Origin of the sequence: Salinivibrio sp. VGrn1, assembly GCF_009377995.1 — a bacterium.
GTDB classification, from domain to species: Bacteria; Pseudomonadota; Gammaproteobacteria; order Enterobacterales; family Vibrionaceae; genus Salinivibrio; species Salinivibrio siamensis.
In genome coordinates, this window is sequence record NZ_SATA01000002.1 from 61622 (window position 1) to 88161 (window position 26540).

At 49.3% G+C, this 26540-nt stretch carries 20 protein-coding genes; 12 read left to right on the top strand and 8 right to left on the bottom strand.

The genetic code is table 11. The annotated features are described in order from the left end of the window. Window positions 1–44 precede the first annotated feature (44 nt). A complete protein-coding gene (gene malK / locus EHW56_RS03330) occupies window positions 45–1184 on the bottom strand; it encodes a maltose/maltodextrin ABC transporter ATP-binding protein MalK (protein ID WP_077579335.1) in 1140 nt (379 codons plus the stop codon). 499 nt (window positions 1185–1683) lie between these two features. On the opposite strand from malK, the gene malE reads away from it, so the two are divergent. From malE to malG, 3 genes are all read left to right on the top strand, one after another. Then, window positions 1684–2865, top strand: coding sequence for a maltose/maltodextrin ABC transporter substrate-binding protein MalE (gene malE, locus EHW56_RS03335; protein WP_077579336.1), 1182 nt, complete (start codon window positions 1684–1686; stop codon window positions 2863–2865). 62 nt (window positions 2866–2927) lie between these two features. Next, window positions 2928–4502, top strand: coding sequence for a maltose ABC transporter permease MalF (malF, locus tag EHW56_RS03340; protein ID WP_152793962.1), 1575 nt, complete (start codon window positions 2928–2930; stop codon window positions 4500–4502). Between the two features lie 11 nt (window positions 4503–4513). After that, on the top strand, window positions 4514–5404 hold the full coding sequence (gene malG, locus EHW56_RS03345) for a maltose ABC transporter permease MalG (protein WP_046075898.1): 891 nt from the start codon (window positions 4514–4516) through the stop codon (window positions 5402–5404). 83 nt (window positions 5405–5487) lie between these two features. Here malG and EHW56_RS03350 read toward each other — a convergent pair whose 3' ends face one another. After that, window positions 5488–7452 (bottom strand): glycogen-debranching protein, encoded by a 1965-nt coding sequence (locus tag EHW56_RS03350; RefSeq protein WP_152798600.1) that lies wholly within the window; start codon window positions 7450–7452, stop codon window positions 5488–5490. Window positions 7453–7864: 412 nt separating this feature from the next. Here EHW56_RS03350 and lamB point away from each other — a divergent pair, with 412 nt between their 5' ends. Both lamB and EHW56_RS03360 read left to right on the top strand, forming a co-directional pair. Next, window positions 7865–9280: a maltoporin LamB gene (gene lamB / locus EHW56_RS03355; RefSeq protein ID WP_152793966.1), complete on the top strand. Its 1416-nt coding sequence runs from the start codon at window positions 7865–7867 to the stop codon at window positions 9278–9280. Between the two features lie 63 nt (window positions 9281–9343). Then, window positions 9344–10171: a MalM family protein gene (locus EHW56_RS03360; RefSeq protein ID WP_152793968.1), complete on the top strand. Its 828-nt coding sequence runs from the start codon at window positions 9344–9346 to the stop codon at window positions 10169–10171. Between the two features lie 103 nt (window positions 10172–10274). On the opposite strand, the gene EHW56_RS03365 is transcribed toward EHW56_RS03360, so the two are convergent. Further along, complete coding sequence (locus tag EHW56_RS03365; RefSeq protein ID WP_152798602.1) at window positions 10275–12362, bottom strand: methyl-accepting chemotaxis protein; 2088 nt, start codon at window positions 12360–12362, stop codon at window positions 10275–10277. A 517-nt stretch (window positions 12363–12879) separates the two neighbouring features. Here EHW56_RS03365 and EHW56_RS03370 point away from each other — a divergent pair. Next, window positions 12880–13212 (top strand): TM2 domain-containing protein, encoded by a 333-nt coding sequence (locus EHW56_RS03370; RefSeq protein ID WP_046075895.1) that lies wholly within the window; start codon window positions 12880–12882, stop codon window positions 13210–13212. Window positions 13213–13712: 500 nt separating this feature from the next. On the opposite strand, the gene EHW56_RS03375 is transcribed toward EHW56_RS03370, so the two are convergent. Continuing rightward, window positions 13713–14276 (bottom strand): PhnA domain-containing protein, encoded by a 564-nt coding sequence (locus tag EHW56_RS03375; protein ID WP_077667081.1) that lies wholly within the window; start codon window positions 14274–14276, stop codon window positions 13713–13715. A gap of 185 nt (window positions 14277–14461) precedes the next feature. Then, window positions 14462–15853: an L-cystine transporter gene (locus EHW56_RS03380; RefSeq protein WP_152793972.1), complete on the bottom strand. Its 1392-nt coding sequence runs from the start codon at window positions 15851–15853 to the stop codon at window positions 14462–14464. 417 nt (window positions 15854–16270) lie between these two features. On the opposite strand from EHW56_RS03380, the gene EHW56_RS03385 reads away from it, so the two are divergent. Both EHW56_RS03385 and EHW56_RS03390 read left to right on the top strand, forming a co-directional pair. Beyond that, window positions 16271–16861 carry a TetR/AcrR family transcriptional regulator gene (locus EHW56_RS03385; protein WP_046076083.1) on the top strand — a complete coding sequence of 197 codons (591 nt, stop codon included), beginning with the start codon at window positions 16271–16273 and terminating at the stop codon, window positions 16859–16861. Between the two features lie 96 nt (window positions 16862–16957). Next, complete coding sequence (locus tag EHW56_RS03390; RefSeq protein WP_152793974.1) at window positions 16958–17863, top strand: alpha/beta hydrolase; 906 nt, start codon at window positions 16958–16960, stop codon at window positions 17861–17863. Window positions 17864–17888: 25 nt separating this feature from the next. On the opposite strand, the gene EHW56_RS03395 is transcribed toward EHW56_RS03390, so the two are convergent. Together EHW56_RS03395 and EHW56_RS03400 are read right to left on the bottom strand one after the other, a co-directional pair. After that, complete coding sequence (locus EHW56_RS03395) at window positions 17889–19241, bottom strand: TldD/PmbA family protein (RefSeq protein WP_152793976.1); 1353 nt, start codon at window positions 19239–19241, stop codon at window positions 17889–17891. Beyond that, entirely contained in the window at window positions 19238–20626 is a 1389-nt protein-coding gene (locus EHW56_RS03400; RefSeq protein WP_152793978.1) for a TldD/PmbA family protein, read from the bottom strand. The genes EHW56_RS03395 and EHW56_RS03400 overlap by 4 nt, the downstream gene beginning before the upstream one ends. A 213-nt stretch (window positions 20627–20839) precedes the next feature. Here EHW56_RS03400 and EHW56_RS03405 point away from each other — a divergent pair, with 213 nt between their 5' ends. Next, window positions 20840–21814, top strand: a complete 975-nt coding sequence (locus tag EHW56_RS03405; protein ID WP_152793980.1) for a GTP-binding protein — start codon at window positions 20840–20842, stop codon at window positions 21812–21814. A gap of 94 nt (window positions 21815–21908) precedes the next feature. Here the strand turns inward: EHW56_RS03405 and EHW56_RS03410 are convergent, their stop codons facing one another. Beyond that, window positions 21909–23057 (bottom strand): fatty acid desaturase, encoded by a 1149-nt coding sequence (locus tag EHW56_RS03410; protein WP_152793982.1) that lies wholly within the window; start codon window positions 23055–23057, stop codon window positions 21909–21911. 305 nt (window positions 23058–23362) lie between these two features. Here EHW56_RS03410 and EHW56_RS03415 point away from each other — a divergent pair, with 305 nt between their 5' ends. The 3 genes from EHW56_RS03415 (at window position 23363) to EHW56_RS03425 (ending at window position 26526) form a co-directional block, all read left to right on the top strand. Beyond that, window positions 23363–24928 carry a hypothetical protein gene (locus EHW56_RS03415; protein ID WP_152798604.1) on the top strand — a complete coding sequence of 522 codons (1566 nt, stop codon included), beginning with the start codon at window positions 23363–23365 and terminating at the stop codon, window positions 24926–24928. 124 nt (window positions 24929–25052) lie between these two features. Beyond that, on the top strand, window positions 25053–26054 hold the full coding sequence (locus tag EHW56_RS03420; protein WP_152793986.1) for a response regulator: 1002 nt from the start codon (window positions 25053–25055) through the stop codon (window positions 26052–26054). Between the two features lie 4 nt (window positions 26055–26058). Beyond that, window positions 26059–26526 (top strand): PAS domain-containing protein, encoded by a 468-nt coding sequence (locus EHW56_RS03425; protein ID WP_077639162.1) that lies wholly within the window; start codon window positions 26059–26061, stop codon window positions 26524–26526. The last annotated feature ends 14 nt before the right edge of the window (window positions 26527–26540 follow it).

The following is a 26540-nucleotide window of genomic DNA, read 5'->3' on the forward strand; positions in this document are numbered from 1 at the left end:
AAGGCCGCGAATGCGGCCTAGTCGCAGTCTCTTACAAGGTGATATTAGGCTGCGTCTTCTTCATCAACGAAGGTGACGCCATTTTCACGATGCAGGCGTTTACACGCTCGACCGTCACTGTGGAACAAATGGCAGCGATGGGCTGGAATACCAATAGCGTACTTCTCGCCGGGCTCAATCTCAACGGTATCGAGTTGGCGATAGATCACGTCTGCGTCTGCACTTTCAAGGTTGAGATAAATTTGCGTCTCGTTGCCTAGCTTCTCGACAATGGTCGCTTCCCCTTCAATCTGCGCATCACCGTCTTTGGCGGCCACCAAATGCTCAGGACGAATGCCGAGAGACATACGATCGCCGCGCGTGACGGTTTTGCCATCGACCGGCATCCAAAAACTGGCGCCTTCACTGAGCTGCACTTTGACACGGTTTGGCTCAACATCCTCAATAAAGACACTCATAAAGTTCATTTTGGGTGAGCCGATAAACGACGCGACAAAGCGGTTTTGAGGGTAATGATAAAGCTCTAGCGGTTTGCCAACCTGCGCCACACGGCCTTCATCTAGTACCACGATTTTATCTGCCATGGTCATGGCTTCGATCTGATCGTGGGTCACATAAATCATGGTACAGCCAAGCTGACGTTGTAATTTGGTAATTTGTGCGCGCATCTGTACGCGTAGGCCAGCATCGAGGTTGGAAAGTGGCTCATCGAGGAGGAAGACACGAGGTTGAGACACCAGGGTGCGGCCAATCGCGACACGCTGACGTTGTCCCCCGGACAAAGACTTGGGTTGTCTGTCGAGTAAGTGGCCGAGTTGTAAGATCTCCGCCGCTTGATGGACGCGCTTATCGACTTCCGCTTTGTTCGTTTTGGCCAGTTTTAGGCCAAAAGACATGTTGTCATAAAGATTTAGGTGGGGATACAACGCGTAAGATTGAAACACCATTCCCACGCCGCGTTTAGAAGGCTCTATTTCATTGACGCGTTGCTCATCAATATAAAGATCGCCCGATGTAATATCTTCTAATCCGGCAACGCAGCGTAATAAAGTGGATTTACCGCAACCAGATGGACCGACAAAAACAACAAATTCGCCGTCTTTAATCTCTAGGTCAACGTTTTTTGAAATCATTACATCGTTGTCATACGCTTTACAAACGTTTTTAAACGTGACACTTGCCATGTCGCTCGCCCTCAATCGCTTTTCATTAATTCGGCTCAATACGCATTATAGGTGGTTGTGTTATTCAATATCGGCCATTTTTGAGCGTTATCTTTTTTGTTGAACGCTGTTTGGTCATTGATTAAGCACATTGGATAGGTTCCACCCGATGCTTTTTTGATGACAGCAGTGTCGCGTATCTGCGCAAGCGGTACATCCTCCCGAGTGAAATTATTGCAGGGGGAGTAGGCGGGGAGGAGGATGATCTCCTCCCTAATTTAGTTTGAGGGCGTACATCACAAAATGATTAGCAAATTAGTTGAAGTTGATCACGTACCGTTTATTTTTGTGAGCCGCATCATTAGCGACGAGCGATATGGATCACGAATTCGCTCGCACAGGCGTAGGGCGTAGAAGCCAGGATGATGAGGAATGCGCGGGAATTACCCATGATAGACCGTGAAATACAGCTCATCCTCCATGGAATCGTGCTACACCTCAGTAGAAGAAGGATAGAAAGATGAAAAAATCACTTAGCGCTGTTGCTCTCGGTACCCTCATTGCACTGGGTTCATTTGGCGCACACGCCAATATCGAAGAAGGCCAACTGACGATTTGGATTAACGGTGATAAAGGCTATAACGGCCTAGCAGAAGTGGGTGACCGCTTTGAGCAAGACACGGGGATTCCTGTGACCGTTGTTCACCCTGATGGTTTGCAGGACAAATTCCCGCAAACGGCGTCAACGGGCGATGGTCCAGATATTGTTTTTTGGGCGCATGACCGTTTTGGCGGCTACGCAGAGTCAGGCCTGTTGGCAGAAATTCGCCCTTCAGACCGTCTTAAAGAAGGCATGGTCGACTTTGCTTGGGATGCGGTGAAATACAAAGGTAAATATGTTGGCTACCCAGTGGCAGTAGAATCGCTTTCCCTTATCTACAACAAAGATTTGGTGCCAAACCCGCCAGAAACGTGGCAAGACGTAGTTGAGATGGATGCCAAGCTCAAAGAGCAGGGTAAGTCAGCCATCATGTGGAACTTAAAAGAACCCTACTTTACATGGCCATTAATGGCGGCTGATGGCGGCTACGCGTTTAAGCAAACGGCAAACGGCTATGATGTTAAAGACGCGGGTATCAATAACCAAGGTGTGCATGACGCGCTACATTTCATGAAGCAGATGGTCAAAGATGGCGTGATTTCATCAGATATGGACTACTCGGTTTCTGAGTCTTCTTTTAACCAAGGTGACACAGCGATGACCATTAACGGCCCATGGTCGTGGGGCAACATCGAAAAGTCAGGTATCAATTATGGTGTCACCACCTTACCTACCTTCCAAGGTGAAGCGTCCAAGCCTTTTGTTGGTGTGCTTAGTGCCGGTATTAGCACCGCATCGCCAAATAAAGCACTAGCGGTTGAGTTCCTTGAAAACTACCTGCTGACGAAAGAAGGCCTTTCAACGGTCAATGCTGATAAGCCCCTAGGTGCGGTGGCGCTGAATGCGTATCAAGCAGAGCTGGCTCAAGATAGCCGTATTGCTGCGACCATGGAAAACGCCAAACATGGCGAGGTGATGCCGAACATTCCACAAATGAATGGGTTCTGGGCGGCTGCCAAAAACGCCATCATCAATGTGGTCGATGGCCGTCAAAGCGTCGAGGAAGCGCTCGACGATGCGGAAACGCAAATGGTCAAATAAGCTCTATCTGCAGGGGGGCTTGCCTCCCTGCATTTTTTAAAACTATGTGAGTAGCGTTCCTTATGCAGTCAGTCCAAGGTTCCCAAGCTATGACAACGTCAGGCTCTTCTTTGCCCAGCAGCACAAAAGCGTTCATAAAATGGGCGTTACTGGCTACTGTGGCCATCATCAATGGCTATGCCACCGTCTTGATGTATTCGCGTGGTGAAACTGCCTTTGCCCTGTTAACTGTGGTATTAACCGCACTAGCGCTGTACATTTTTGGCAGTAAAAAAACATACGCCCATCGCTATATCTATCCAGGTATCGCGGGGATGATCCTCTTCATTATTTTTCCGTTGGTTTATACCGTTGGGCTGTCATTCACCAACTATAGCGCCAAAAATCAACTCTCTTTCGAGCGTGCCCAGTCCGTATTACTCGAGCGAACCTTTCAAAGTGGCGACAGTTATCCTTTCTCGTTATATCAAACGGATCAAGGCGTTCGTATTGTGGTGGAAGGCGAAAACACACGTTTTGCCACCAAGCCATTTGAATTTGCAACACTGGCCGATGAAAACTTGTCACTTAGCCCAATTGACAGTGTTGAGGGACAAAAAGCGTCACTTCGCGATGTGATTCAAAATCGAGAGGCGCTCGGTAATCTAGATTTGCAATTGTCAGATGATCAAACCATTCGTATGAGTGGGTTACGTAAGTTCGCCGCCATTCAGCCTTTGTATAGTTTGCAAGAGGATGGTCGCACGCTGATCAATAATAAGACGGATGAGACACTCAAACCCAATGATGAGGTAGGGTATTACCAACCGGTTAATGCTTCGGGTGAGTTTGTTGACGACACGGTGTCGCCCGGTTATGTGGTGCAAATTGGCACCGATAACTTTGAGCGTGTCTGGACAGATGAGGGGATTAAAGAGCCCTTTATTGGCATCTTTATTTGGACGATTGTTTTTTCTGTACTCACCGTGGTGTTTACCCTCTTTATCGGTTTGATATTGGCGAGCTTGGTGCAGTGGGAAGAGCTGAAAGGCAAATCGATCTACCGTTTATTATTGATCCTGCCTTATGCGGTGCCAGCCTTTATTTCGATTCTGATTTTCCGCGGTTTGTTTAACCAAAGCTTTGGTGAAATCAACATGGTATTGGAAGCCCTGTTTGGCATCAGTCCGAATTGGTTCTCTGACCCGTTCTTGGCGCGGAGCATGGTGCTAACTGTCAATACCTGGCTTGGTTTCCCTTATATGATGATCCTTTGTATGGGCTTGCTTAAAGCGATCCCCGATGATCTCTACGAAGCATCCGCGATTGACGGCGCGAATTTCATTCAGAACTTCACCCGTATTACGCTGCCGATGATGATTAAACCATTAACACCGTTGCTGATTGCCGCTTTTGCTTTTAACTTCAATAACTTTGTGATGATTATGCTGTTAACAGAAGGTGGGCCAAACCGCATTGGCACCACTGAGCCGGCCGGTTATACCGACTTGCTGGTCAGCTACACCTATCGCATCGCCTTTGAAGGCAGTGGTGGTCAAGACTTTGGCTTGGCAAGTGCCATCGCCACACTGATTTTCTTGATTGTCGGCGCACTGGCGTTAATCAACCTCCGCATGACGCAGAAAAACGAGCACTGAGGGACGTAAATATGGCAATGGTACAAGGTAAATCCTTAAAATATCGCGTCTGGGCAACCCATATTGGCTTGTGCTTATTTTTGGCGCTGATCCTATTCCCGCTGTTAATGATTATTGCGATTTCATTCCGTGAAGGGAATTTCGCTACCGGGAGTTTGATCCCAAAAAATCCATCACTTGAACATTGGAAATTAGCATTGGGCTTCCCGGTGACTAATCCGGATGGCTCGGTCACGCCACCGCCGTTTCCCGTTCTATTATGGCTGTGGAATTCGGTAAAAGTGGCCGGGATCACCTCGCTGTTTATCGTGGTGCTCTCAACCACCTCGGCGTACGCTTTTGCGCGTATGCGATTTAAAGGCAAGCAAACCATCTTGAACGCGATGATGATCTTCCAGATGTTCCCGGCGGTGTTGGCATTGGTGGCTATCTACGCCTTGTTTGATAAGTTGGGGCAGTACATTCCGTTCTTGGGGCTCAACACGCACGGTGGCTTGATCTTTGCCTACTTGGGCGGGATTGCATTACACGTTTGGACCATTAAAGGTTACTTCGAGAGCATTGATGGTTCATTGGAAGAAGCCGCAGCACTGGATGGCGCCACCCCATGGCAGGCGTTTAGGCTGGTGCTGCTTCCGCTCTCCGTGCCTATCTTGGCTGTGGTTTTTATTCTGTCGTTTATCATGGCGGTAGGTGAGGTGCCAGTTGCTTCGATTCTGTTGTCGGATGTTGATTCGTATACCTTGGCGGTCGGCATGCAGCAGTACTTGTATCCGCAGAACTATCTGTGGGGCGACTTCGCGGCGGCAGCCGTGCTTTCAGCGGTACCGATCACAGGTGTTTTCTTACTCGCCCAACGTTGGTTAGTGGGTGGTTTGACGGCTGGTGGTGTGAAAGGCTAAGGCGTTACGCCCTCAGGCGAAGCAAGAGCACGAAAGTAAAGGCAGCTAACATTAGCTGCCTTTTTGATGTGGGTAATATTGGGCTACAGCCAGTCACCGTCAATGCAGACTACAAAGTGCTTGCCTGCCAATATCAGGGATGGTTCGGGTGTGGTGATAGTCGTTTCATTGGTTGCGCTGTCACAGACAATACGCCACTGATGATTTGGTGGAAGCCGTAGATTGTGCGCGGTGTCGCCGCTGTTAATGGCAATTAGCAGCGATTGACCCGCGTCAGAATGATGCGCACCGAGTGTGATCTGACAGCTGAGTGCTTGCAGGCTTGGCCATTGATGATCGTGAATAGGATCGCCATTCGGATGTCGCCACTCAATCTGATTGCGATGGCGCTGTGTGCCACTCAACGCATCAATAAAGCGCGGTATGATAGCATTGCGACGTGCAATCATGGTGGAAAGCCAGTTTGACCAAACATGATCCTGCGTTTGCCAGTTTAACCAACTGATGGGGTTGTCTTGGCAATAGGCATTGTTGTTTCCCTGTTGCGAGTGCCCTAAAACATCGGCCATTAGAATGTGCGGCGTCCCCAGAGAGAAGAGGGTGCTCGCCATCATATTCCTTTTTTGCCGAGTTCTTATCTCAATAATATCAGTATTGTTTGTGGATCCTTCAACACCATAGTTGGCGGAGCGATTATCGCCATGGCCATCTCGGTTGTTCTCGCCATTGGCGTGATTATGCCGCTTGGCATAACTGACCACATCCTGCAGGGTAAAGCCATCATGGTAGGTGATGTAGTTGATGGGCAGGTGATCCGGCCAATACGCTGCGCTGAAAAAGTCGCGTGACCCCATCAACCGCGTGGCGAAATCCTGTAGCATACCTGGCTCTCCTCGCCATAAACTGCGCGTGATGTCGCGGATTTTATCGTTACATTCGGCCCAGTTAATCGGAAATTGTCCTAGCTGATACCCATCGGGGCCTATATCCCATGGTTCCGCAATTAATTTGACCTTAGAAAGGATCGGATCTTGGGCGATGGCATGGAAAAAGGCATTGTGGGGATCAAAGGTATCGCCGTCTCGCCCTAAGGTGGCGGCGAGATCGAACCGAAACCCATCCACGTGATAGTCGCTGACCCACATCCGTAAGGTGTCGAGCACCTGCTTCAGGGCAGCAGGATGGCGTATATCAATGGTATTGCCACAGCCGGTATGGTTGCGCAGCCGTTGGCCATCATGTAAGTACATGGCATGATCAAGCGCTTTATAATGAAGAATCGGCCCACCTTCTCCGCCTTCCGCCGTGTGATTAAACACCACGTCTAAAATGACTTCGATGTCGTGGCGGTGTAGTTCGCGTATTGCCGTTTTCAGCTCGTTAATCGCATTTTTTTCCGCGTAGCGCGGATCCGGAGCCATCCAAACGTATGGGTTGTAGCCCCAGTAGTTGGTTTTTTGTTGGCTGAGTAAATGCGGCTCCGGTAAGCAACAGGTAATCGGCAGCAGTTGCAGGCAATTAATCTGATGTTGTTGATAGAACGCCAACATCGCTGGTGACACCAAGCCTAAATAACGTCCTTGCTGTGTTGGCGCGACATCTGGGTGCTGTTGAGTTAGCCCTTTAACATGAGTTTCGAAAATAACGGTGTCGCACATTGAGCGTTGGGGCGATGACACGCCTTGCCAATCAAATAGCTCATGATCGACGACTTGGCAGCGCGCAACCTGTGTGCTTTGCGATGATGTATAGGGAGGCTGATAGGTTAAAGGGCCGGTAATGGCCTGAGCATAAGGGTCAGCCACACACCAGATTTGACCATCATGTGAGACCTCAAAGCTGTATTCTTGCCCTGCAACGACATCAGTAACATCTTGTGTCCAGTAGCCACGCTTATATTCGTGCATAGCGATCCGCTTAGGTTGGTGCTCTTGATGCCACAATAGTAAATGTACGCAGTCCTGGTCTGGGACATACAGTGTAAACCGACAGCCTGATGGGTGTAATTGCGCCCCTAATACATAAGGAGATGGGAAACAAACCGACATAACTAACACCGTTAAATGAGACGAGTCGCTATTAGAGCGGTTACCTATAAATAATTCAATCTGACGTCACATTTATGATCATTGCCCCTCATGTAATAAAGTTTCATATCTCTATGAATAAAATTATTAATAGTGATCTATTTGACGTTTTGTAGGGGATAAACAAGAAACCCAGTTACCAATTACGCCTTGGTTCAGTGATCGATGTCGACAAGTTAGGATAATCCGCCTTAGCTCCTCCTTACTCCTCCTCCCCCTTCAACCACATCCCTGGATGACGCGCACTTTAGTGTGCAGGGATAGGATATTTCCAGGATAACGAAGAAAGCTAAGCCTTGGACACACTGTCTTTTTCCACTACCCACTGCCGGTGTGAAGAGACATGTATAAAAGGCACATTATGGAGTAAGGTATGAGAAAAGTAAGTTTAATTGCGGCGGCTGTCGCAGCTGCTGTCACTGCCACCTCAGCATTCGCTGTCGACTTTAATGGCTACATGCGAGCAGGGACTGGAATTAGTGCCTCCGGTAGCGGTGACTTGGCTATTAACAAAAAAGGTATTGGCCGCCTCGGTAACGAAGATGACAACTACTCTGAGTTTGGATTTTCGGAAGAGCTAAAAACCGGTGAACAAACTTGGCGAGTTGAGTCAATGATTGCGTCGGGCGCGCCTGGTGAAAGTGGCTGGGAAGATGGTGACTTTAATGTCGCTCAGTTTGCCGTAAAAGCAAAAGGCGTGTTGGCCGACAAAGATGCAACACTTTGGGCGGGTAAAACTTACTATCAACGTAAAGATATCCACATCACTGATTTCTACTTCTTGAATACATCAGGTACCGGTGGTGGTATTGAGAATCTATCCGTTGGCGACCAGAAATTGTCTTTAGCACTGATTCAAGATAACGGTTCCCAGAAACTGAAATCTGAGGGTCAGAAGCTTGTTCTTGACCAGGCTAATAGCTTTGATTTTGATGGTACAGATCAGTCACTAGAAGATCATTTAGATGATTGTGGTGACAGCGCTGAATGTACAAAGAGTGTAACGGAAGCTGCTAAGATTCAACCAGGTGCGTATAAAAGCGAGCCTCATACAACTACAACATCAGAAGATGTTAATGGCTATATTGCCGATATCCGCCTAGCCGATATCGATTTATGGTCAGATGCTAAGTTAGAACTGGCGGCAGCCTATAACTTTGGCGTTGAAAAAAGCGATCAATATCTCCAAGCAGATGATGGTCTGTTGGTCACTGGTATTGTCCACCAGGGCATGGATAATGGCTTCAACCAAACTATCCTCCAGTACGGTACCAATGGCTATGGCGCTCAAGCGGCTAACTTTTGGGGGGCTGGGACTTATTACGATCGTTCTGGCGCGCAAAACGAGGCGACAGGTTACCGTTTGATTAACTGGGGGGTCATGAACCTAGGTGAGTCTTGGGAAATGGGCCATCAATTCGCACTTCTCAAAGGTAATGATATCGGCGGTAAAGATAAAGGTGGTAATTATACCGGTGAGAACCTAGATATTGACCAATTCTCTGTTGTCGTCCGTCCAATGTACAAATGGAATAATACCATGCGTACTGTATTCGAAGCTGGCTATAATGCGGGTGAGAAAATCAATGATGACGGTAACGCGGTCGAAGACTTTGGTAACTCTAAATTGACCATTGCACAAGCATGGGCAATGGGTGACAGCTTCTGGGCACGTCCTGAAATCCGTGTATATGGTTCGTATATCTCTGACCTTGAAAACGATGACGCTTTTGGAACGGGTGAAGATAATGAACTTGTAGCTGGCGTACAGGTTGAAGCTTGGTGGTAAGCCTTTTTTAAACTGTCTTTTTTCATAGCCGACAATTGTCGGCTATTTTTTTAGGTATTTTATATGAATAAGAAAGTGTTATTTATTTCTGGGCTATTATTACTTAGTGGGTGCTCGACGATCGTGGATAACCAATATCAGATTGCACCTACGGGAGAGGCAGTGACACAGATTGAGAAAGCGAAACAACTACCGCTAGAGATGGATAAAGAGATCAAAGTAGCGGTCACCACACAAACACAAGTCCTCGATATCTATAGCATTGATAGCCCTGGCGTCATTTTCGACTTACCAATGGTAAAAAATGGACTAGCTATCAATATTGAGGCAGAAGTCAACGACAGTGTTTTTGTCCCAAGTGCTAAAGTCATTAACCAGTCTGGCGATATTCGTGCTGAGCTTGATGATGATGGGTTAGTCTATCTAAAGCCCCGTCTAGCCGATGGAAACCGTTTGCAAGGGAATATTAAAGTCCATCCACAAATTGGCGACAGTTCGCTCTATTTGGTTATTTTTACCGATAAAGATAAACTTAATGAAACGGTGGCGGTTAGCCACCCAGCGAAATTGGACGCAGAGGGGAGAGGGAATTACTTTCCGGAGGTAGGTGATATTCAAGTGTCGCGCGCGTTGACTGGCACGTTTTCGATTGAAGCAACCGCATTGGGCGCACGTAACAATGCTCAGTCTATCGTCCTGCCAGCGCTCTCCGCCACTGAACGTCCGCAACAAGAAAGCGTTAGTTTTTATCATCAGGCTATTCGGGCCGCCATTGCAGACAACGATGTCGACAAAGCAATGGGATTGCTGCGTGATGCGGAGCAATTGGGTATTACTGACGCTGACCAAGTCTTTCGTGACGCGATGAAAGCACAATTAGACAAGAAGTAATCTCACCATTTAAGCTACGTTTTACATCGCGTCTTCAACAAGACATAACCTCAAAAGGGCAACGTTGGTTGCCCTTTTTTAGTATGAGAGGTAAGGCTGGAAACTAGACCGTAAACGTATCGACCAGTTGGCGAATCGTTTTGGCCTCGTGGTTGAGGGTTTGGTTTGCGCCTTGCGCTTGCTCACTGAGTGACAAGGTTTGTTCTATGCGTTGTGACAGTGCCTGGATGTTTTCAGCCACCTGCTGAGAGACGGCACTTTGCTCTTCCGCCGCGCCTGCGGTTTGGTAATTGATATCGCCTAGCTGCTGCACCAAATCAACAATCTCGGTTAAGGTTTCCTGCACGGAAACACTCGCGTGATAACCCTCCGCCGCACCACGCTCACCTTGTTGGATGACGGCTTCAATATCGGTAAGGAGTTGGTTGAAGGTTTCAAGCGTCGATACGATTTGGTCGACAGATTTTTGTGAGTGCTGGGCCAAGGCGCGCACCTCGTCAGCGACGACCGCAAACCCTCGGCCAGCTTCACCGGCGCGTGCCGACTCAATCGCGGCATTGAGCGCTAGCAAGTTGGTTTGATCTGAAATGCCGCGAATGTCGTCGAGTAGAGAGGCAATATCGCTACCACTGGCTTTGACTTCGCTGACAAAACTGTTGGCTTTTTGCAGATCTGTGTTGGCGGTTTGGTTACGTGCCACATTGTTAGCCACATTCTCCATGCATTGATTCAGCGATGAAACCACTGCGGTATTTTTCTCTTTTGAGGCTTCAGAGTTGGTTGCCACATCTTTTGAGGTCGCGGTCAGTTGCTCCATTGCCGTCGCGGCTTGGTGTAATGTCTCGGTATTATCAGACAGGGCTTGGTGAGCATCGGTGATGGCGTTATTGGCGGTCGTTGATGTGTCGGACAAACGTCCACCTGCTTGTTGAATTTGTCCCACCATCGATTGCAGCGCATCCAACATGTGATTGACTGAGTGTTTAATACGATCAATCTCTGTCTTACCATTAACCGACAAGCGCTGCGTTAAATCGCCACCACCTTGGGCTATCGCTTGAATCGATTGCTCGACGCTACTCAACGGTGCTAATTGACGTTTGATAACGATTTGAATGATCACAAAGGCCAGCAAAAGGACGACGCCACTCACCCAATATATGGTGTTTTGAATATCGCTTTCGGCGTCTGTCATCATTTGATTCAGCTGTGTGACGGGGGCCATCGCGGCCTGCTTGGGGGTCACAATCATCACTGACCACGTCTGAGACATATTGCCAAATTCGATCGGTTGCGACACATAAAAGTGCGAATCGGTTTGTTTGAATTGGCTTTTATGGCTTTGCTTTTGAAGCTTGGCAAGAGAGTGATACGCGGGAGAGGATAGTTTGGAGACCGCGGCACCATGCTGGACTTGTTGATCGGTGCTAGCAACGATTCGGCCATTTTGACTGACAACAAACAGCTTAGCGTTACTATCAGCACGTTTAGCCAGAATGGACTGGATTTGTGCTGTAGTCAGTGTACTCCCCACCATGGCAACGGTTTTATCGAAACGGAAAACGGGGGTTGTCACATCAAACACCGTTTGGGTTTTGCCATTAATCTCAGCGGTTCTCGGGTCGGTGATACAATCTTTTTGTGTGCTCACCGGGCATTGATACCAAGGGTTAGTTTCAGAGAAATTTTGCGCGGCGGTAAGGCGCATTTCCCCGCTCTCATCTACCGACACAGACGGCACATAGCGTCCATCAGCAGCGCTTGTTGGGTCGCCGTAGTAAAAAGCATCGGCGCCTAACACGTTTTTTTGCCACTCGGTGTAGATGTTGTGCCATTCAGGTTGGCGTTTCAAAATCGAATACATGATCCGAGGTATATCATCTCGGTCGAGGATCCGTGCTGACTTATTCTTTTCCGCTTCGGAGGTATAAATCTGGGCGATAGTCCGCACCGTATCGAGGGGAGAGGCAATATACGCATGGATCTCCTCGCTAATCGCTGTCGCGCGATTTTGCATCTTAATCACCTGATCACGCTTTACGTTTTCAGTGACCTGGGATGACATTGCTGACTGACTGCTATTCAGCGTTGACAAGGAAACGGCACTCACTGCTCCAAGACCGATCAGTACGATGGACGAGGCAGCTAAGCTTATCCGTTGACTTATAGAAAGGGTACGCAACTTTTTCATAATCACTATCCGCACAAAGAAAACCGCACAAAGAAATACTCTGAGTCGTCGAGTGGCGAGACAATGGCGTCGTGCGAAGAGTGATGGCACAACCGGTAGCGCGCCGACAGGGACGATAAGTGACACTAGTGTTACTTAATTAAGAAAAGGGCACATCCTCCTTAACTAAGTGGTCTTAGGGAGGAAATAAAACTCGCAAGACTCTTTTATTCCCCGCATGATCTGTCGCATATTTTTTAATGAGCAATCACGAGTAACTAGGGGCAAGTTCTCAATTCTTATAAGTTAAACAGACGCTAAAAAGCATTAGTTCACATTTTGCCAATTTGTTTGAGGGGCGTAGAGAGGGGGCGTAGGTTATATCTTTCCGGTCAACATCGCTAAATAACTCCTAGGAACTTGCGACACGAGAGTTATGGGGTCAATGTCTAAAAAAGCGAACAAAAAGTTGAGGCTGACTTAACTTTTCTGGTATTCACACTCAGTCGAATTTTTACTGTGTAAATAAGGAAGGGACATGACAGATACAGCACCTGCACCAGAGAAAGACTTGAAGAGTTTTAAACCCAAAAATAGAATAATTGCACTAATTCTAGGCATGTTTTTAGGGTTTGTCGGCGCAGATAGATTCTATCTAGGTAAACCTGGTTCTGGGTTACTGAAAGCCTGCACGTTGGGTGGCTTTGGTTTATGGTGGTTTATTGATAATGCATTACTAATGGTTGACTTAATGGGTCATAGTCTAGGCAAAGATACCGGTATTGTTAAAGATGGTAATGGCAATGAGCTACAATTCGGTTTTTCGATGTACCGTTTCAAAGACGGGAAGCTAGAGCGCGATTGGAAATAGGGATAGCGAATATAAATTGCTTCACGTTTGCATAAAGGTGGGGGAATTGATACGGCAGCCTTTTAAAGAACGTCTCCAATGTAGGCTCCCTCTAAAAAGAGGGAGTTATCGGGTTTTATCTGTTCGGGAATGCTTTCTCGCCCATTCGCCCCTTTTTTATTACTTATTGGCGAGCAAACCTATCCAACGCTTGCTCCGCACTCATGGGTTTGAAGAAATAGAAACCTTGAATTTCATCGACATGTCACATGGGCAGCATGCGTCATTTGCGTAATTGAGAGGCGGTTTCTACGCCTACTGCTGCGGCTGTCAGTCAAAAGAGGAAGGTGGCGAGTGCCATGGTTTGAAAATAGGCGAAGGATTGCCAATGATCAATCTATTTGGTTTCACGGTGAGGAAGGCGTAACGTTTTACAGTGTAAACTGTGCGGAAGCGTGATTAACGCGGCGCCGCCAGGACGCCGCTTGTGGGCTAAGATGACCCATCAATTGCTTTGAGGCTCATTTACGGCGACAGAACTCCGCAATCACAAACAGGGTTTGGCCGTTTACTTTTCCTTGCACGTGGGTAGGGTCGTCGGTCAAGTTAATGCCGCGTATCACCGTGCCTTGTTTGATCACTTGGCTTGAGCCTTTAACGGGCAAATCTTTAATCACGGTCACGTCGTCGCCTTTTTGCAGTGCCACGCCGTTAGCGTCCAATACTTTGACTTCTTCGATATCTTGACCGGTTTCTGCCCACTTACGGACATCGTCTTCCATATACATCATATCAAGATTATCTTGCGCCCAACTTTCGCTAGAAAGACGAGAGAGCTGGCGGTAGGCAACTACCTGTACCGCAGGCTCTTGGCTCCACATACTATCGTTCAGGCAGCGCCAGTGGTTCACATCCATATTGTCTGGGTGTTGAAGTTGGTCGTGACACGTGCTGCAAACCAATACGCAACTGTTCGCTGTGGTGTCGGGCGAGTACGGGACTTCATACACAGATAAGTTGTCTGGGCTGGTGCAGAGTTCACATTGGCCGCCACTGCGCGCCTGAAGCGTTTGTTCAATACTCATTGATTATCTCACGGTTGGCAGGGGATCCCTGCAGTTACAGTGCCGCAGAGTGTAATCGCTGAAATAATTTCTTACAAGTTGTAAGGGATTAGGTCATCGCATGACGTTGCTTTATGTAGGCTCAGTACGAACACAAAAATGCCACGCATGGGCGTGGCATGGGTAACGTTTATTGTTTTCAATAATTAGGCATTTGCCGTGTCTTGCTTCACCACTTCATGGTGATCGAAGATGGTCTTATCTTGGCCACCGGTCAATCGAGAGGTGAGGGTACCGGCCGTCATTGAGCCGCTCACGTTCACAGCGGTACGACCCATATCGATTAATGGTTCGATAGAAATCAACAGACCCGCTAGCGCGACTGGCATATCTAGTGCCGAGAGTACAATCAGTGCCGCAAAGGTCGCGCCGCCGCCCACACCGGCAATACCGAATGAACTGACAGTGACAATCGCAACCAAGGTGGCGATAAAGCCCGGATCGAGTGGATTAATGCCAATGGTAGGCGCAATCATGACCGCCAGCATAGCTGGATACAAGCCGGCACAGCCATTTTGACCCATGGTGGCACCGAATGACGCTGAGAAATTGGCGCTGGCCGGATCGTTACCCAAGTTCTTCATTTGCGAATCGATATTGAGCGGAATCGTGGCCGCACTTGAGCGAGACGTAAAGGCAAACGTCAGCACAGGGAGCACTTTTTTCAGATATTGAATTGGGCTCATACCGACAAGGCCAATCAATACCAAGTGCATGACTAGGATGGCACCTAAGCCTACATAAGAGGCGGCAACAAAGTTGGCAAGTTCAAGAATTTCACTTACGTTTGAGCCAGCTACCACTTTGCTCATCAAAGCCAAAATACCGTAGGGAGTGAGGCCGATGATCATTCTAACCAGCGTACGCACTAATTCTTGAGCCACATCCATAAAGCGCTGAAAACGCTCGCCAAGTTCAGGTTGAGTGCGCGACAATGTGACACCAGCGATGCCTACGAGCGCAGAGAAAATCACCACAGCGATAGTCGAGGTTGGACGGCTACCGGCTAAATCTGCAAATGGGTTTTGTGGGAAGAAAGAGATAACCATATCGGCCAATGATAAGTCTTCGACCGAGCCCAAGCGCTGCTCCAAGGCGGCACCACGCGCCATCTCTCGCGCACCTTGTACGATATCTTGCGCAGACAACCCAAACAGGTTGCTGACGAGTACACCAATGAGCGCAGACGCGGCGGTGGTGGCCAGCAAAATACCGATATTCAAGCTGGAAATTTTGCCCAGTGAGCCTGAGTCTTTCACTTTCAAAATCGCGCCAATAATCGACACCGTAATTAACGGCATGATGATCATCTTGAGCAGGCTGACGTAGCCTGAGCCGACGATATTGATATAGTTGATGGTTTCGCGCGTGATCGCGCCGTCAGCACCGTATAACGCTTGCAGCGCCGCACCGAAAGCAACTCCCAAGCCTAGGCCTGTAAACACACGTGTGGATAAGGATTTTTGTTGCTTGTGCAATTTGACAAGCACCGCCAGCAACAGCGTAAAAGCGATCAGATTTAAAAGGATAACTGTCATAGTCGGCGTTCCAATCTAGAGAATTATAATGACGTGAAGCTCTAACCCCGTTAAATGTATTCAAGGATTAGCGATTGCTTGGCATCATATGCCGGAAGGTGCATGCAATGAAGACCTATGTCACATTCTTGCTAGATAAAAAAAGCACTTATTAAAACCAAAAAGAATATGGCGCAAAATTTCAGCAATGTTTGCTGAGTCAGTGTGCAATAGCATGAAAGGTCTACCAATGTTGGAGGCGATGACACGGTTGGAGCGAATCTCAATTGGATAAAAACGAACGTTCGTACTATAAATGAAGGCATCGTTGGGTTAAAGTGAACCGACTGCGCCACTGTTAGCAATAGATAGTGGCGTATCAACTCGGCTGCTTTGAGGGAGAGTGTCATGGCCGTTTCCGTAGACTCAACATACTCGCTGTCTAAGCGCGAGCAAACGAGATTGCGTATTCTCGAAGCCGCGTTTGAAGCTGCCAGTGTATATGGGTTGGAGAGCTTAACGATAGGTAGTTTGGCGCGCGACGTGCAAATGTCAAAAAGTGGTCTCTTTGCGCATTTTAATTCGCGAGAAAACTTGCAGATCGCCGTGGTCCATTTTGCGGGCGATTGCTTTGTCGAGCGGGTGATCACCCCCAGTCGTGAAGCGGACCACGCGAGTATTGAGGCCAAATTGCAACACTTACTGCGTAATTGGATGGGTTGGCATCAGCACTTTCAGGGTCAGTGCTTGTTCTTAGATGCGTGGCATGAGCAGCGCGCGAGCAATGATCCCATCCATCAGGCGTTGCAGCGTGTTACTCGCCAGTGGCTCGATTACCTGGCCGCGCAATTTGAAAAGGGCAAACAAGCCGGAGAGTTTCGTGCCGATCTCGATACGTGGCAAGCTGTTTATCAGTTATATGGGCACTATTTGAGTAGCCAGTTATTTCTGCGTTTGTCACTTGAATCGCCGGAAGGAACACGCTTTTGGCATGGTGTCGAGCAGTTGCTCGCGCAAAGTCGCCGCTAATTTTCCCAATAAGATGAAGAGGGTGTCGGTATTGAAAACAACGACACTTTTCAGTGTAAAAACGAACATTCGTTCGATTTTAAGGATTCAATGACCATGAGTAAAAAAGTGTATTTTTCAACGCTGGGTCGCTTTAGCGCCAAACGCACGCTCGTGGGGGCGGTGAGCCGTTGTCATCACCGCTTGGCACCTCGACATGCTAGAAAAGTGGCGCGTAAGCTGTTTCTCACACCAACGCGCAGTCCAATGGTGAACGCAGAGCCTGAAGGTTTAGTGCGCTCTCAAGTGCAAAGCCAAGCAGGGGTCTTGCAAATGTATAGTTTGGGGGCGGGGCCAACTTGGCTGCTGACGCATGGCTGGTCTGGATCCGCCAGCCAGTTTTTCCCTCTGATGGCGCACATTGCCTCATTGGGCTTTCGTGCGGTGGCATTCGATCATCCCGCACATGGACAGAGTGAGGGGAATGAGAGCCATATTCCCGGTTTTGTACAGGCAATCAATGATGTATTAGATCAAGTCGATAATGTCTCTGGGGTGATTGCGCACAGTATGGGCGCAGCCGCGGTGTTGGAAAGCGAACACCCCCAGGTGGATGATTTACCGCTCTTTTTGGTCGCACCTGTGCTGAATTATCGCGAGAATTTATACGCCACGGTCCGTAAATCGGGGTATTCACTGAAGCTGTTTGATGAAATTGTCCGAGAAGTGGGTGATCAACATGGTTATCCGATCGAGACCATTGAGCCGCTCGAAAAATTGTCGCGTCGCCGTCATCCGGTGGTGATTGCCCACGATAAAAATGATCGTTTTGCTTCCTTTACCGTCACCGAAAAAGCCACTGACTACCCACATGTGACTGTGCTAGCCACCGAAGGGTTGGGGCACGGGCGTATTCTGACCAGTGACGTCGCCATGCAGGCATTCACCGATTTGGCGGCAAAGATGAATCCTGCGGTACACAGTGTGGAAGCACAAACCGAGAATAAAAAGGCATCAGCCTAAACCGATGCCTTTAGAGGATGCGCCGTTATTCACCCGCGATGGATAAGCGGGCGAAGCGGATGCGTGGCGCAAAGAAAGCGCCATCATAGTTGGGTAAAACGGTATTGCCGATGGCATCTATCTCATTGAGCATGGTATAGAAATTGCCGGCGACTGTGATCCCGCGAACCGGACGAACCCGTTTCCCATTTCGGCAGACAAACCCACTTGCACCGAAAGAGAAGTCGCCACTGATGGCATTCGCGCCTGAATGCACACCTTGCAGTGACACCAACTCGAGATATTCACCCGCATGCACGTCTGCATCACTGTGTTTACCTGCGGCAATCACATCATGACGAGAGGTAACATCCAAACCGCCCTTAGGACTGCGGCCCGCGTTCGCCGTATGGGGAACACCAAAATGCTGTGCTGTGGCGCTGTTGTGTAAAAAGCCGACTAAGACGCCGTTTTCAATCAAAGGCGTGTCGGCGGTGGCAAAGCCTTCGTTATCAAAGGTTTTAATACGCATCCCGCCATCAAGTCTTGCCACATCGGTGATGGTGAGCGCCGTATCTGCAACGGACTTGCCGACTTTTTCACGCCACGGGTTAGTCCCGCGCATAGCGGCATCGCCGGAGAAGCAGCTGCCAAAGGCGCCCAGCAATTCGCTGAGACAATCATGCTCAAAAATCACCGGATACGAACCGGTTTTCACTGGGCCCCCCTCGAGCAAGGCGTCAGCGGTTTGGTAGGCCAGTTGAGTGGCATGGGCGCGATCAAGGTCAACAAAGCGGCGTGACACTGAGGCGCCGAGATGCATCGCTTGCTTACCGTCGTGATTGAGCAGTGCTGCGGTATAGCAACTAAAGCTACGCTCACTGTGATAGCAGCGTGTGCCTAGAGTATTAGCAAGCAACTGATATTGGGTTTGCTCACTGTACCCATTGTAGGGCGCCCCCGTTGCGCGGGGTTGGCTGACCACATCTTGCTCAAGGGCCAGCGCCAACGCGATCTTGTCTTCAATCGGGGTGTTATCTGCTTGTAGCAAGCTGGGATCTTGCTGATCAATTTGCTGCCCTTCAGCGCGAATTTGCTGATCCGGGTCGGCTTTGGTAAAGCTTGCGTTGGTGAGTGCGGCGTTCACCATGCTGGCAAGACTGTCGCTATCTAGCGATTCTGAATAGCTGGTGGCGACTTGATCCCCTTTGATCACTCGCACACCAATCACTTGACCGGCGGTGACTTTGTGCTCGGAGAGATCGCCTTGGTCGGCTTTGAGTGACAAGCTTTCGCTGGCATTGGCAATCACGTCTGCTTGCGCACCTTGCTGTTTCACCAAGCTGAGGACCTGATCGACGGCATCGCTTAGGGTTGCTTTAATGGTTTGCTCACTCATGCGTTACCGCCTCCTACTAGGATGTTATCGACTTTCAATGCAGGTTGGCCCACGGTGGTGGGGACAGCGCCGCTCACCGAACCGCACATGCCGGCGGCGAGGGCAAGATCTTTGCCGACCATGCTGATTTCTTTAAGCACCTTAGGTCCCGTACTGATTAAGGTGGCAGATTTGAGTGGCACAGTGATCTTACCGTCTTCGACCAAGTAAGCTTCTTGGACCGCAAAGTTAAACTCGCCGGTGCCGGGTTGTACTGAGCCGCCCCCCATCTTTTTGGCGTAGATGCCACGCTCCATGGAGCCAATCATGGCGTCTAAGCTGTCGTTGCCGGGCTCAATAAAGGTGTTTCGCATCCGCGAGGTCGGTGCGAATTTATAAGACTCACGTCGGCCAGAGCCGGTGCGGGCATAACCGGTTTTCAGGCTACCCATGTGATCGACCATAAAGGAGGTGAGCTTACCGTCTTTGATCAACTGGGTATGCTGGGTTTCCATGCCTTCATCATCGATATTGATTGAGCCCCACGCATTCGCCAAGGTGCCATCGTCCACCGCGCTCACTACAGGGCTGGCAATCATTTCGCCCATTTGGTCATGGAAGACGGAAGCCTTTTTAGCAACCGAGGTGGTTTCTAACAAGTGGCCACAGGCTTCGTGGAAAATTACCCCACCAAAACCGTTGCCAATCACTACAGGCATTTCGCCTGATGGACAGGCTTGGGCACCGAGTTTAATCAGCGCTTGTCGTGCCACACGCTCGCCCAGCGCAACCGGATCGATATCCTGATGGAACTCCCAGCCTGTGAGTGCACCGGGGGCATCAAAGCCCGTTGACTGTTCTTCACCGTTAGTTGCGACCGCTGTAGCGGCAATACGCGTGTAGTGGCGGGTATCTGTGACATGCAGGCCGTGAGAGTTAAAAATCTCGACCTGTTGCTCACGTTGGCCGACACGACCAATAATTTGCGCGATTTTATCGCTCTCGGCACGAATACGCGCATCCACTTGGCGTAAGAACGCCACCTTATCGGCCACATGTTGATCTGCCGATAACGGCTCAGACACCGGATGTTTGTCATTTAAATGGGACAAATTAAGTGGACCAGCGGTGGCGATTTGATCGCGCTTATCACGCGCGCACAGCAAGCTGGTGACTTTTTTCAATTGTTCTTCATCGCGGCTGTTGGTGTAGCCATAAAGCACTTTGTGGCCGAAAAACAACCGGATACCAATACCAAAATCAATCCCTGAGCTCACTTTATCCACCTCACCAGACAACAGCTCCACGTTGCCTGAGTGATGGCGTTCGACAAAGAGTTCGGCGAAATCCGCGCCTAAAAACAGGGCATGGTCAATCACCGACTTTGCCGTTGATGGATTCAGCATACTTCCTCCTAAAGAAGTGTGTTAGCGAACCTTTTATTTTACCAAGCTTTTATGCGTAATGATCACCACTTGCAGTGAGTGCATGATATTTCATCATTTTTTGTGCTACTCACTGAGCTGCATATGGCTGGTTCAATGTGCTTTACCAAAAGGCGACGAATGTGGCGCAATCCGTTACACTGCGCTGATGCAGATAACAAGCAGGATAAAGCAATGAGTCAGTTCGCAGCCAACATTATCACTGGGTTTCTTGGCGTGGGGAAAACCACGGCGATTCGTCATTTACTCGCGAATAAACCCGAGCATGAGCGTTGGGCTATCTTGGTGAACGAGTTTGGTGAGGTGGGTGTCGATGGCGCTATCCTCTCTGAACAAGGTGCGTTGGTAAAGGAAGTGCCGGGAGGATGCATGTGTTGTGTGGCCGGCCTACCCATGACGGTGGGGCTAAATACCTTGCTTGCCGAGAAGCCGGATCGAATTTTGATTGAGCCGACGGGACTCGGTCATCCCAAAGATATTATCGGTAAGCTGACTCAGCCGCCTTTCGATACTTCTTTGTCGCTGGGCGCGACCATTACTTTGGTGGATCCGCGTTGTATTGATGATGTGCGCTATCGTGAAAATCAAAACTTTCATGATCAAATCGCGCTCGCGGATGTGGTAGTGGCCAATAAGCTTGACCAGTGTAGCGAGGCGCAAATCGCTACCTTTTATGATTATGTCACCGCGTTTGATGGCGAGAAAAGCTTGGTAACCGGTGTTGAACAAGGGGCTCTCGAGACCGCGTGGCTTGCGTTACCGCGTCACGCTCGTCAAGCGCACTATCATCACCACCACAACGATGCCGAGCCCATGACTACATTAGCGCTGGGCACGGACGATACCTTTACCCGCAAAGAAAACCAAGGGCAGGGCTATGTCAGCTGCGGTTGGTTGTTTGCCGCGCACTGTTGTTTTCCGTTTGATGCCTTGTACGGTCTATTGAGCAACATCAACGCTCAACGGATTAAAGCGGTGGTCAATACAGACGAGGGTTTTTACGCGTTTAACGTCGCTAATCAGGTGGTTACCGTGACGCCTATGTCGATTGAACAGGCCGAGTCGCGCATCGAAGTGATCGATACCGACGCCTTACCGTGGGATGAGCTGGAGTCGATCCTGCTTTCTTTTCTGACCCCGTCCCAATAAATGGCATAAACAGAGCTTGTCAGCGGCGCGTCCGTGCCCGCTAAAAAAACCGGCCCAAGTGGCCGGTTTGGTGTGTGTCGCGTGCTCGTCGCGTCTAGCTAGCATATTTGGCGGTAAGCACCTGCCAGCTGCGTTTTTGTTGCTGAAAACGCACCTTTAAATCTTGGTATTGCTGGGTTAGCTCGGCGTTTTCGACTTTTTCGCGCAGCTTGTCACGCTCGAGCGCTAACAGCTGTTTTTTCAGTGTGTAGTAGTCCGCCATTTTGGCGACCAAGGCATCATACTCTTGTTGCAAGATTTGCAGACGATGCGACGCGTGTGGCTTGTCACTAAGCTGTTGCGTGATACGCTGCAATTGCATGGTCGCACGCGCCTTTTCAATCTTCTCTTCGGGGGTTACGCGCAGTTTTTCGGCCAGGCCCAACCAAGATGCGGTTTTGATCAGCCATTTAGTCGGATCAAACTGCCACCAGCGAATGCCATTGCGGTAGTCGTTCTCAAAGATATGGTGAAAGTTGTGGTAGCCCTCGCCAAAGGTCATCAAGGCGAGCACGCCATTATCCCGCGCGGTGTTTTTATCGGTATAAGGCTGGCTGCCCCACACATGCGCCAACGAGTTAATGAAAAAGGTGGTGTGGTGGCTTAGCACTAATCGAGTAAAGCCGACCAGTAAGATAGCGCCCCAAAGATCGCCATGGAGCAAACCAAACGCGATAGGGAAGCCAAAGTTGGTTGCCAGTGTCAGCGCAAGGTAGTGCTTGTGTTGCCACATCACGATCTTATCTTTTTGCAGATCGCGACAGTTGCTGTAATCGCCATAGCGGTTGGGATGGTATTCGCGCAGCATCCAGCCAAGGTGTGAGAACCAAAAGCCGCGCTTGGCCGAGTAAGGATCAACATCGTTGTCATCGACATGGCGGTGGTGAATGCGGTGATCTGATGACCAATGAAGTGCACTGTTTTGCAGCGCAAATGCCCCACCAATGGCGAAGATAAAGCGTAGAGCCGGATGAGCCTGATAGGTTTTGTGAGCCCACAACCGGTGATAGCCGGCGGTGATCGACAGGCCACAAAAGCTGAATGCGACGATCAGCGCAGTGATCTGCATCCAATCAAAACCATGGTGCCATGCCCATAGTGGCGTTCCTATCACCGCAATCAAAAAAGTGAGGGTAAACACGCTAATATTTAACCAGATTAAGCGTGGTTTCTGAGGGGGAGAGGTTGAAGCCTTGGTATCCATAACTCGTTATCTTTATTTAAGCGTACACTTGTACGCTAGAATAGGTGCGTGTTACCGCTTGGTCAAGTCCTCACTGTCGCCTTTGCGCGCAAAAATGTTTCAGGGTTTGTCGTGACTTGCCAAGTTAATGGAAGCACTATATTTTTTTAAATTAGCTACAGGTACGACAAATCAGCCACAGGTACGACGGCTTTTATCGCATTATTGTCCGCTCGGTACAGTTTTCCGCACGGAGGCCGATACCCTTCATAGGTGCTGGAGCACGCATTGATATCCGTGAACGAATGACACAAGGTTAGGAAACGATGATGTCCTATCCGGCCATTCCGCATTTTGTGAAAGCGATGGGCCACCGTGTGGTGAGTTACATCCTGAATGTCACAGAAGCGGAAGGCCGTTTAATTTTGATGCAAAAACTCGGCTTGAGCCGGATTCAGCGCGACACACTCAATCAATATATTGAGCTGTGTCGCCAGCTACGTGTGTCTGCGGTTGAGCAAGGGGAAAGTGAACAATCCTTCTTTTATCGTTTACCGCACGTGATGCAAAACGGCCGCCACGTCTTTAATGTTTGGCGTGCACAGCAGGGCGGTGAACTGGCGACGCGAATTAACAGTTCAGACCCATTAACCAGTGCTTTTTGCCAACTGGCGGGTGAACTTTATCCTTTATTTTTGATTAAAGCAGGACAGCGGCCGCATCTTTTTTATCGAGGCGCCGGCTATCTCACCGCAGCCATTGAGCAATTCCCGGTCAGTAAGCAGGTTCAAAAACGCATGGCGGCAGACCCTGCTCTGTCTCGCCTATTCACAACGTCGGGGAAAGAGCCGCAGCAAACCTGTGGCTACTACAAAGATGCCAGTGGCCACCGCGGCGTGGTCAGCTTGGCCAGTTTACCCGTGTCGATTCTGGTTAATAGCTACGACCTGATGCGTATTCGTGGGGTTGTCAGTCCTGATACGTTCGTAGAAACGGTGCAAGAAATGTTGGAGATGGCACGTAGCTTAGCTGATGGTGAAGTCGCTCATATTCCGATGTTTGTGGGCTTTCGCAATGCGGCGCTCACGAACTTGGCCGAGCTGGATACCAAATGGGGCAGTGTACGTCGCTATACCCCAGGGATTGCGGAATATGTCCTACAAGCGGCGAGTTTAATGGCTAAACGTCGCGATAACGGGTTCATGCTCGAGTCGGGGTATGCGTTTGCGATTAACTTTGGTGATTTTCTAGAGGACGATGATTGGCCAGAAGAGGTATTGGACGCCACGACTGAACAACAAACCACTGAGCTCAACATTGTTTTGTGTATGGCGCTTTGTTACCTCGGTGAACACAAAGCGTTTGTGGCGCCAGAGTGGGTTTGGCGTATCGATCCATTCTCGCTTGATAATCGGCGACAAGACTTTGGTTCAGTGGCAGAAACGGACGATCCTGTTGCTATCAGTGAGACAGACTTAGTCGATATTGAGCGTTGGAGTATGCTCGTGGATGACACCGACTCGAGGGGTATTCGCTTGGCAATGTCTCGTCTATATACCGCAGCGAAAAAGCCAGACACACAAGACGCATTGGTGGATGTGATTATTGCGCTGAGAAATATTTTTGCCGCGAGTGAAGATATTATCCCGATAAAAAAGGCCTTGAGCCATATTCTTGAGCGAGAGACAGACGTCACTCTGATCGATAGGCTTGCCGAGGATTGGCAAGCGTTACTGACCGGTGAATTTGACGCTTCGCCTGAGCTCATCAGCGAAAAAGTGTACGAATGCGTTCAGCTTTGTTTAACATGTTTGCATTATTTCTACTTGCATGCGCCCAGCCTGATCAGTCGCTCTGATCGCCTTGCTCAATTATGCCAACGACAAGAGTAGCCCCCTGATATAAAAAGAATCATCGCATTTTGACTGGTTTGCCCTCATTCCTCGCGATATTGGTTTATGCTTACAGTGTTTACCCAGCCACACTCTCAGTAAAGATGTAGGAAAGGAGAGGCTTTTGACCACACAAATTCTGATCACTGACGATTCTGCGCTCGCTCGTAAGCAATTAGCGCGAACTTTACCCAACGATTTGGATGCCGACGTGCACTTTGCCGAAAATGGCAATGTTGCCCTGGATGTGTTGAGTAGTCAGCCGATCGACATCATGTTCCTTGATTTGACTATGCCGGAACTTGATGGGTATCAGACACTTGAAGCGATGCAAGAAGCCGGAATGACGGTGCCTGTCGTCGTGGTCTCAGGCGACATTCAGCCGCTTGCCCAGCAGCAAGTGCTGGAGCGGGGGGCCAAAGACTTTGTTAAAAAGCCCATCAGTCGTGAGCGCGTCGATGCATTGCTCAAGGCGTATTTGCCCACTGCTTCTGCGTCAGAGACCGAGCGTTCACACGCGCCTAAAGAAAAACTCAGTCGCCGAGATATTTACATGGAAGTGGTGAACATTGCGATGGGGCAGGCAGCAGATAAACTTGCCCGACATTGCGGTGTGTTTGTCCACATGCCACTGCCACAGGTTAATGTGTTTGAAGTGACCGAGTTGACGATGACTATCCGGCACTTGGCCCAATCAAATACCATGAACGGTGTGTGTCAGGGTTTCAGTGGGGAGGGGATCGCTGGTGAAGCGCTGATGCTGATTAGTGATTCCAGTATTACTGAGATGGTGACATTGTTGGACTATCCCGAGGATGGGTCGGTCGACAACGAGCTCGAATTGCTGGTCGATATTAGCAATATTCTGATTAGTGCCTTTTTAAAGGGCTTAGGCGATCAAGGCGCGTTAGAGTTTTCGCAAAGCTATCCGGCGCTCTTGGGTCAGCACGCTGAAGTGGATCAGTTGATAGCGGCGATGAAAGGGTCATGGAAACGCACAGTGACCATTGAAGTCAGTTATCAAATTGATGAGACAGATATAAAATGCGATTTGTTACTATTGCTACTGGATGAGTCTTTGCCGCTGCTCGATGCGAAGTTGGCCTACCTAATGGATGAGGAGTAATGCGATGAGCACAGAAGATTTTGACCAATTCCATTGGATGCTCGACATGGTACAGCACATCGACATGGGATTGATTGTGTTAGACAGAGACTTCCATATCCAAATGTGGAATGGCTTTATGGTTCACCATAGCGGTAAACACGCTAAAGATGTGCAAAACCGCTCGTTATTCGAGGTGTTTCCGGAGATCAATGAGCCTTGGTTTCGTGCCAAGTCGCAACCCGTGTTCGATCTCCGTTGTCGCAGTTTTATTGTCTGGCAGCAACGCCCGTATTTGTTCCGTTGTCGTCATGTTCGCCCGATCACCGGTCAGCTCCCCTTTATGTATCAAAACGTCACCATGCACCCAATGGCGAATACGCGGGGTGAGGTCAATCACATGTTTATCTCCATCCAGGATGTGACTAATGAGGCGCTAGCAAGCCAAACGCCGCGTGCCACAGCACCATCACAACAAGCCGCGCCAAAATAAGCACCTCAAAATAG

Excerpts from the sequence above, each read along its gene's own strand:
- malK (WP_077579335.1), bottom strand. The coding sequence starts at position 1,184 with ATGGCAAGTGTCACGTTTAAAAACGTTTGTAAAGCGTATGACAACGAT.
- malE (WP_077579336.1), top strand. The coding sequence starts at position 1,684 with ATGAAAAAATCACTTAGCGCTGTTGCTCTCGGTACCCTCATTGCACTG.
- malF (WP_152793962.1), top strand. The coding sequence starts at position 2,928 with ATGCAGTCAGTCCAAGGTTCCCAAGCTATGACAACGTCAGGCTCTTCT.
- malG (WP_046075898.1), top strand. The coding sequence starts at position 4,514 with ATGGCAATGGTACAAGGTAAATCCTTAAAATATCGCGTCTGGGCAACC.
- EHW56_RS03350 (WP_152798600.1), bottom strand. The coding sequence starts at position 7,452 with ATGTCGGTTTGTTTCCCATCTCCTTATGTATTAGGGGCGCAATTACAC.
- lamB (WP_152793966.1), top strand. The coding sequence starts at position 7,865 with ATGAGAAAAGTAAGTTTAATTGCGGCGGCTGTCGCAGCTGCTGTCACT.
- EHW56_RS03360 (WP_152793968.1), top strand. The coding sequence starts at position 9,344 with ATGAATAAGAAAGTGTTATTTATTTCTGGGCTATTATTACTTAGTGGG.
- EHW56_RS03365 (WP_152798602.1), bottom strand. The coding sequence starts at position 12,362 with ATGAAAAAGTTGCGTACCCTTTCTATAAGTCAACGGATAAGCTTAGCT.
- EHW56_RS03370 (WP_046075895.1), top strand. The coding sequence starts at position 12,880 with ATGACAGATACAGCACCTGCACCAGAGAAAGACTTGAAGAGTTTTAAA.
- EHW56_RS03375 (WP_077667081.1), bottom strand. The coding sequence starts at position 14,276 with ATGAGTATTGAACAAACGCTTCAGGCGCGCAGTGGCGGCCAATGTGAA.
- EHW56_RS03380 (WP_152793972.1), bottom strand. The coding sequence starts at position 15,853 with ATGACAGTTATCCTTTTAAATCTGATCGCTTTTACGCTGTTGCTGGCG.
- EHW56_RS03390 (WP_152793974.1), top strand. The coding sequence starts at position 16,958 with ATGAGTAAAAAAGTGTATTTTTCAACGCTGGGTCGCTTTAGCGCCAAA.
- EHW56_RS03395 (WP_152793976.1), bottom strand. The coding sequence starts at position 19,241 with ATGAGTGAGCAAACCATTAAAGCAACCCTAAGCGATGCCGTCGATCAG.
- EHW56_RS03400 (WP_152793978.1), bottom strand. The coding sequence starts at position 20,626 with ATGCTGAATCCATCAACGGCAAAGTCGGTGATTGACCATGCCCTGTTT.
- EHW56_RS03405 (WP_152793980.1), top strand. The coding sequence starts at position 20,840 with ATGAGTCAGTTCGCAGCCAACATTATCACTGGGTTTCTTGGCGTGGGG.
- EHW56_RS03410 (WP_152793982.1), bottom strand. The coding sequence starts at position 23,057 with ATGGATACCAAGGCTTCAACCTCTCCCCCTCAGAAACCACGCTTAATC.
- EHW56_RS03415 (WP_152798604.1), top strand. The coding sequence starts at position 23,363 with ATGATGTCCTATCCGGCCATTCCGCATTTTGTGAAAGCGATGGGCCAC.
- EHW56_RS03425 (WP_077639162.1), top strand. The coding sequence starts at position 26,059 with ATGAGCACAGAAGATTTTGACCAATTCCATTGGATGCTCGACATGGTA.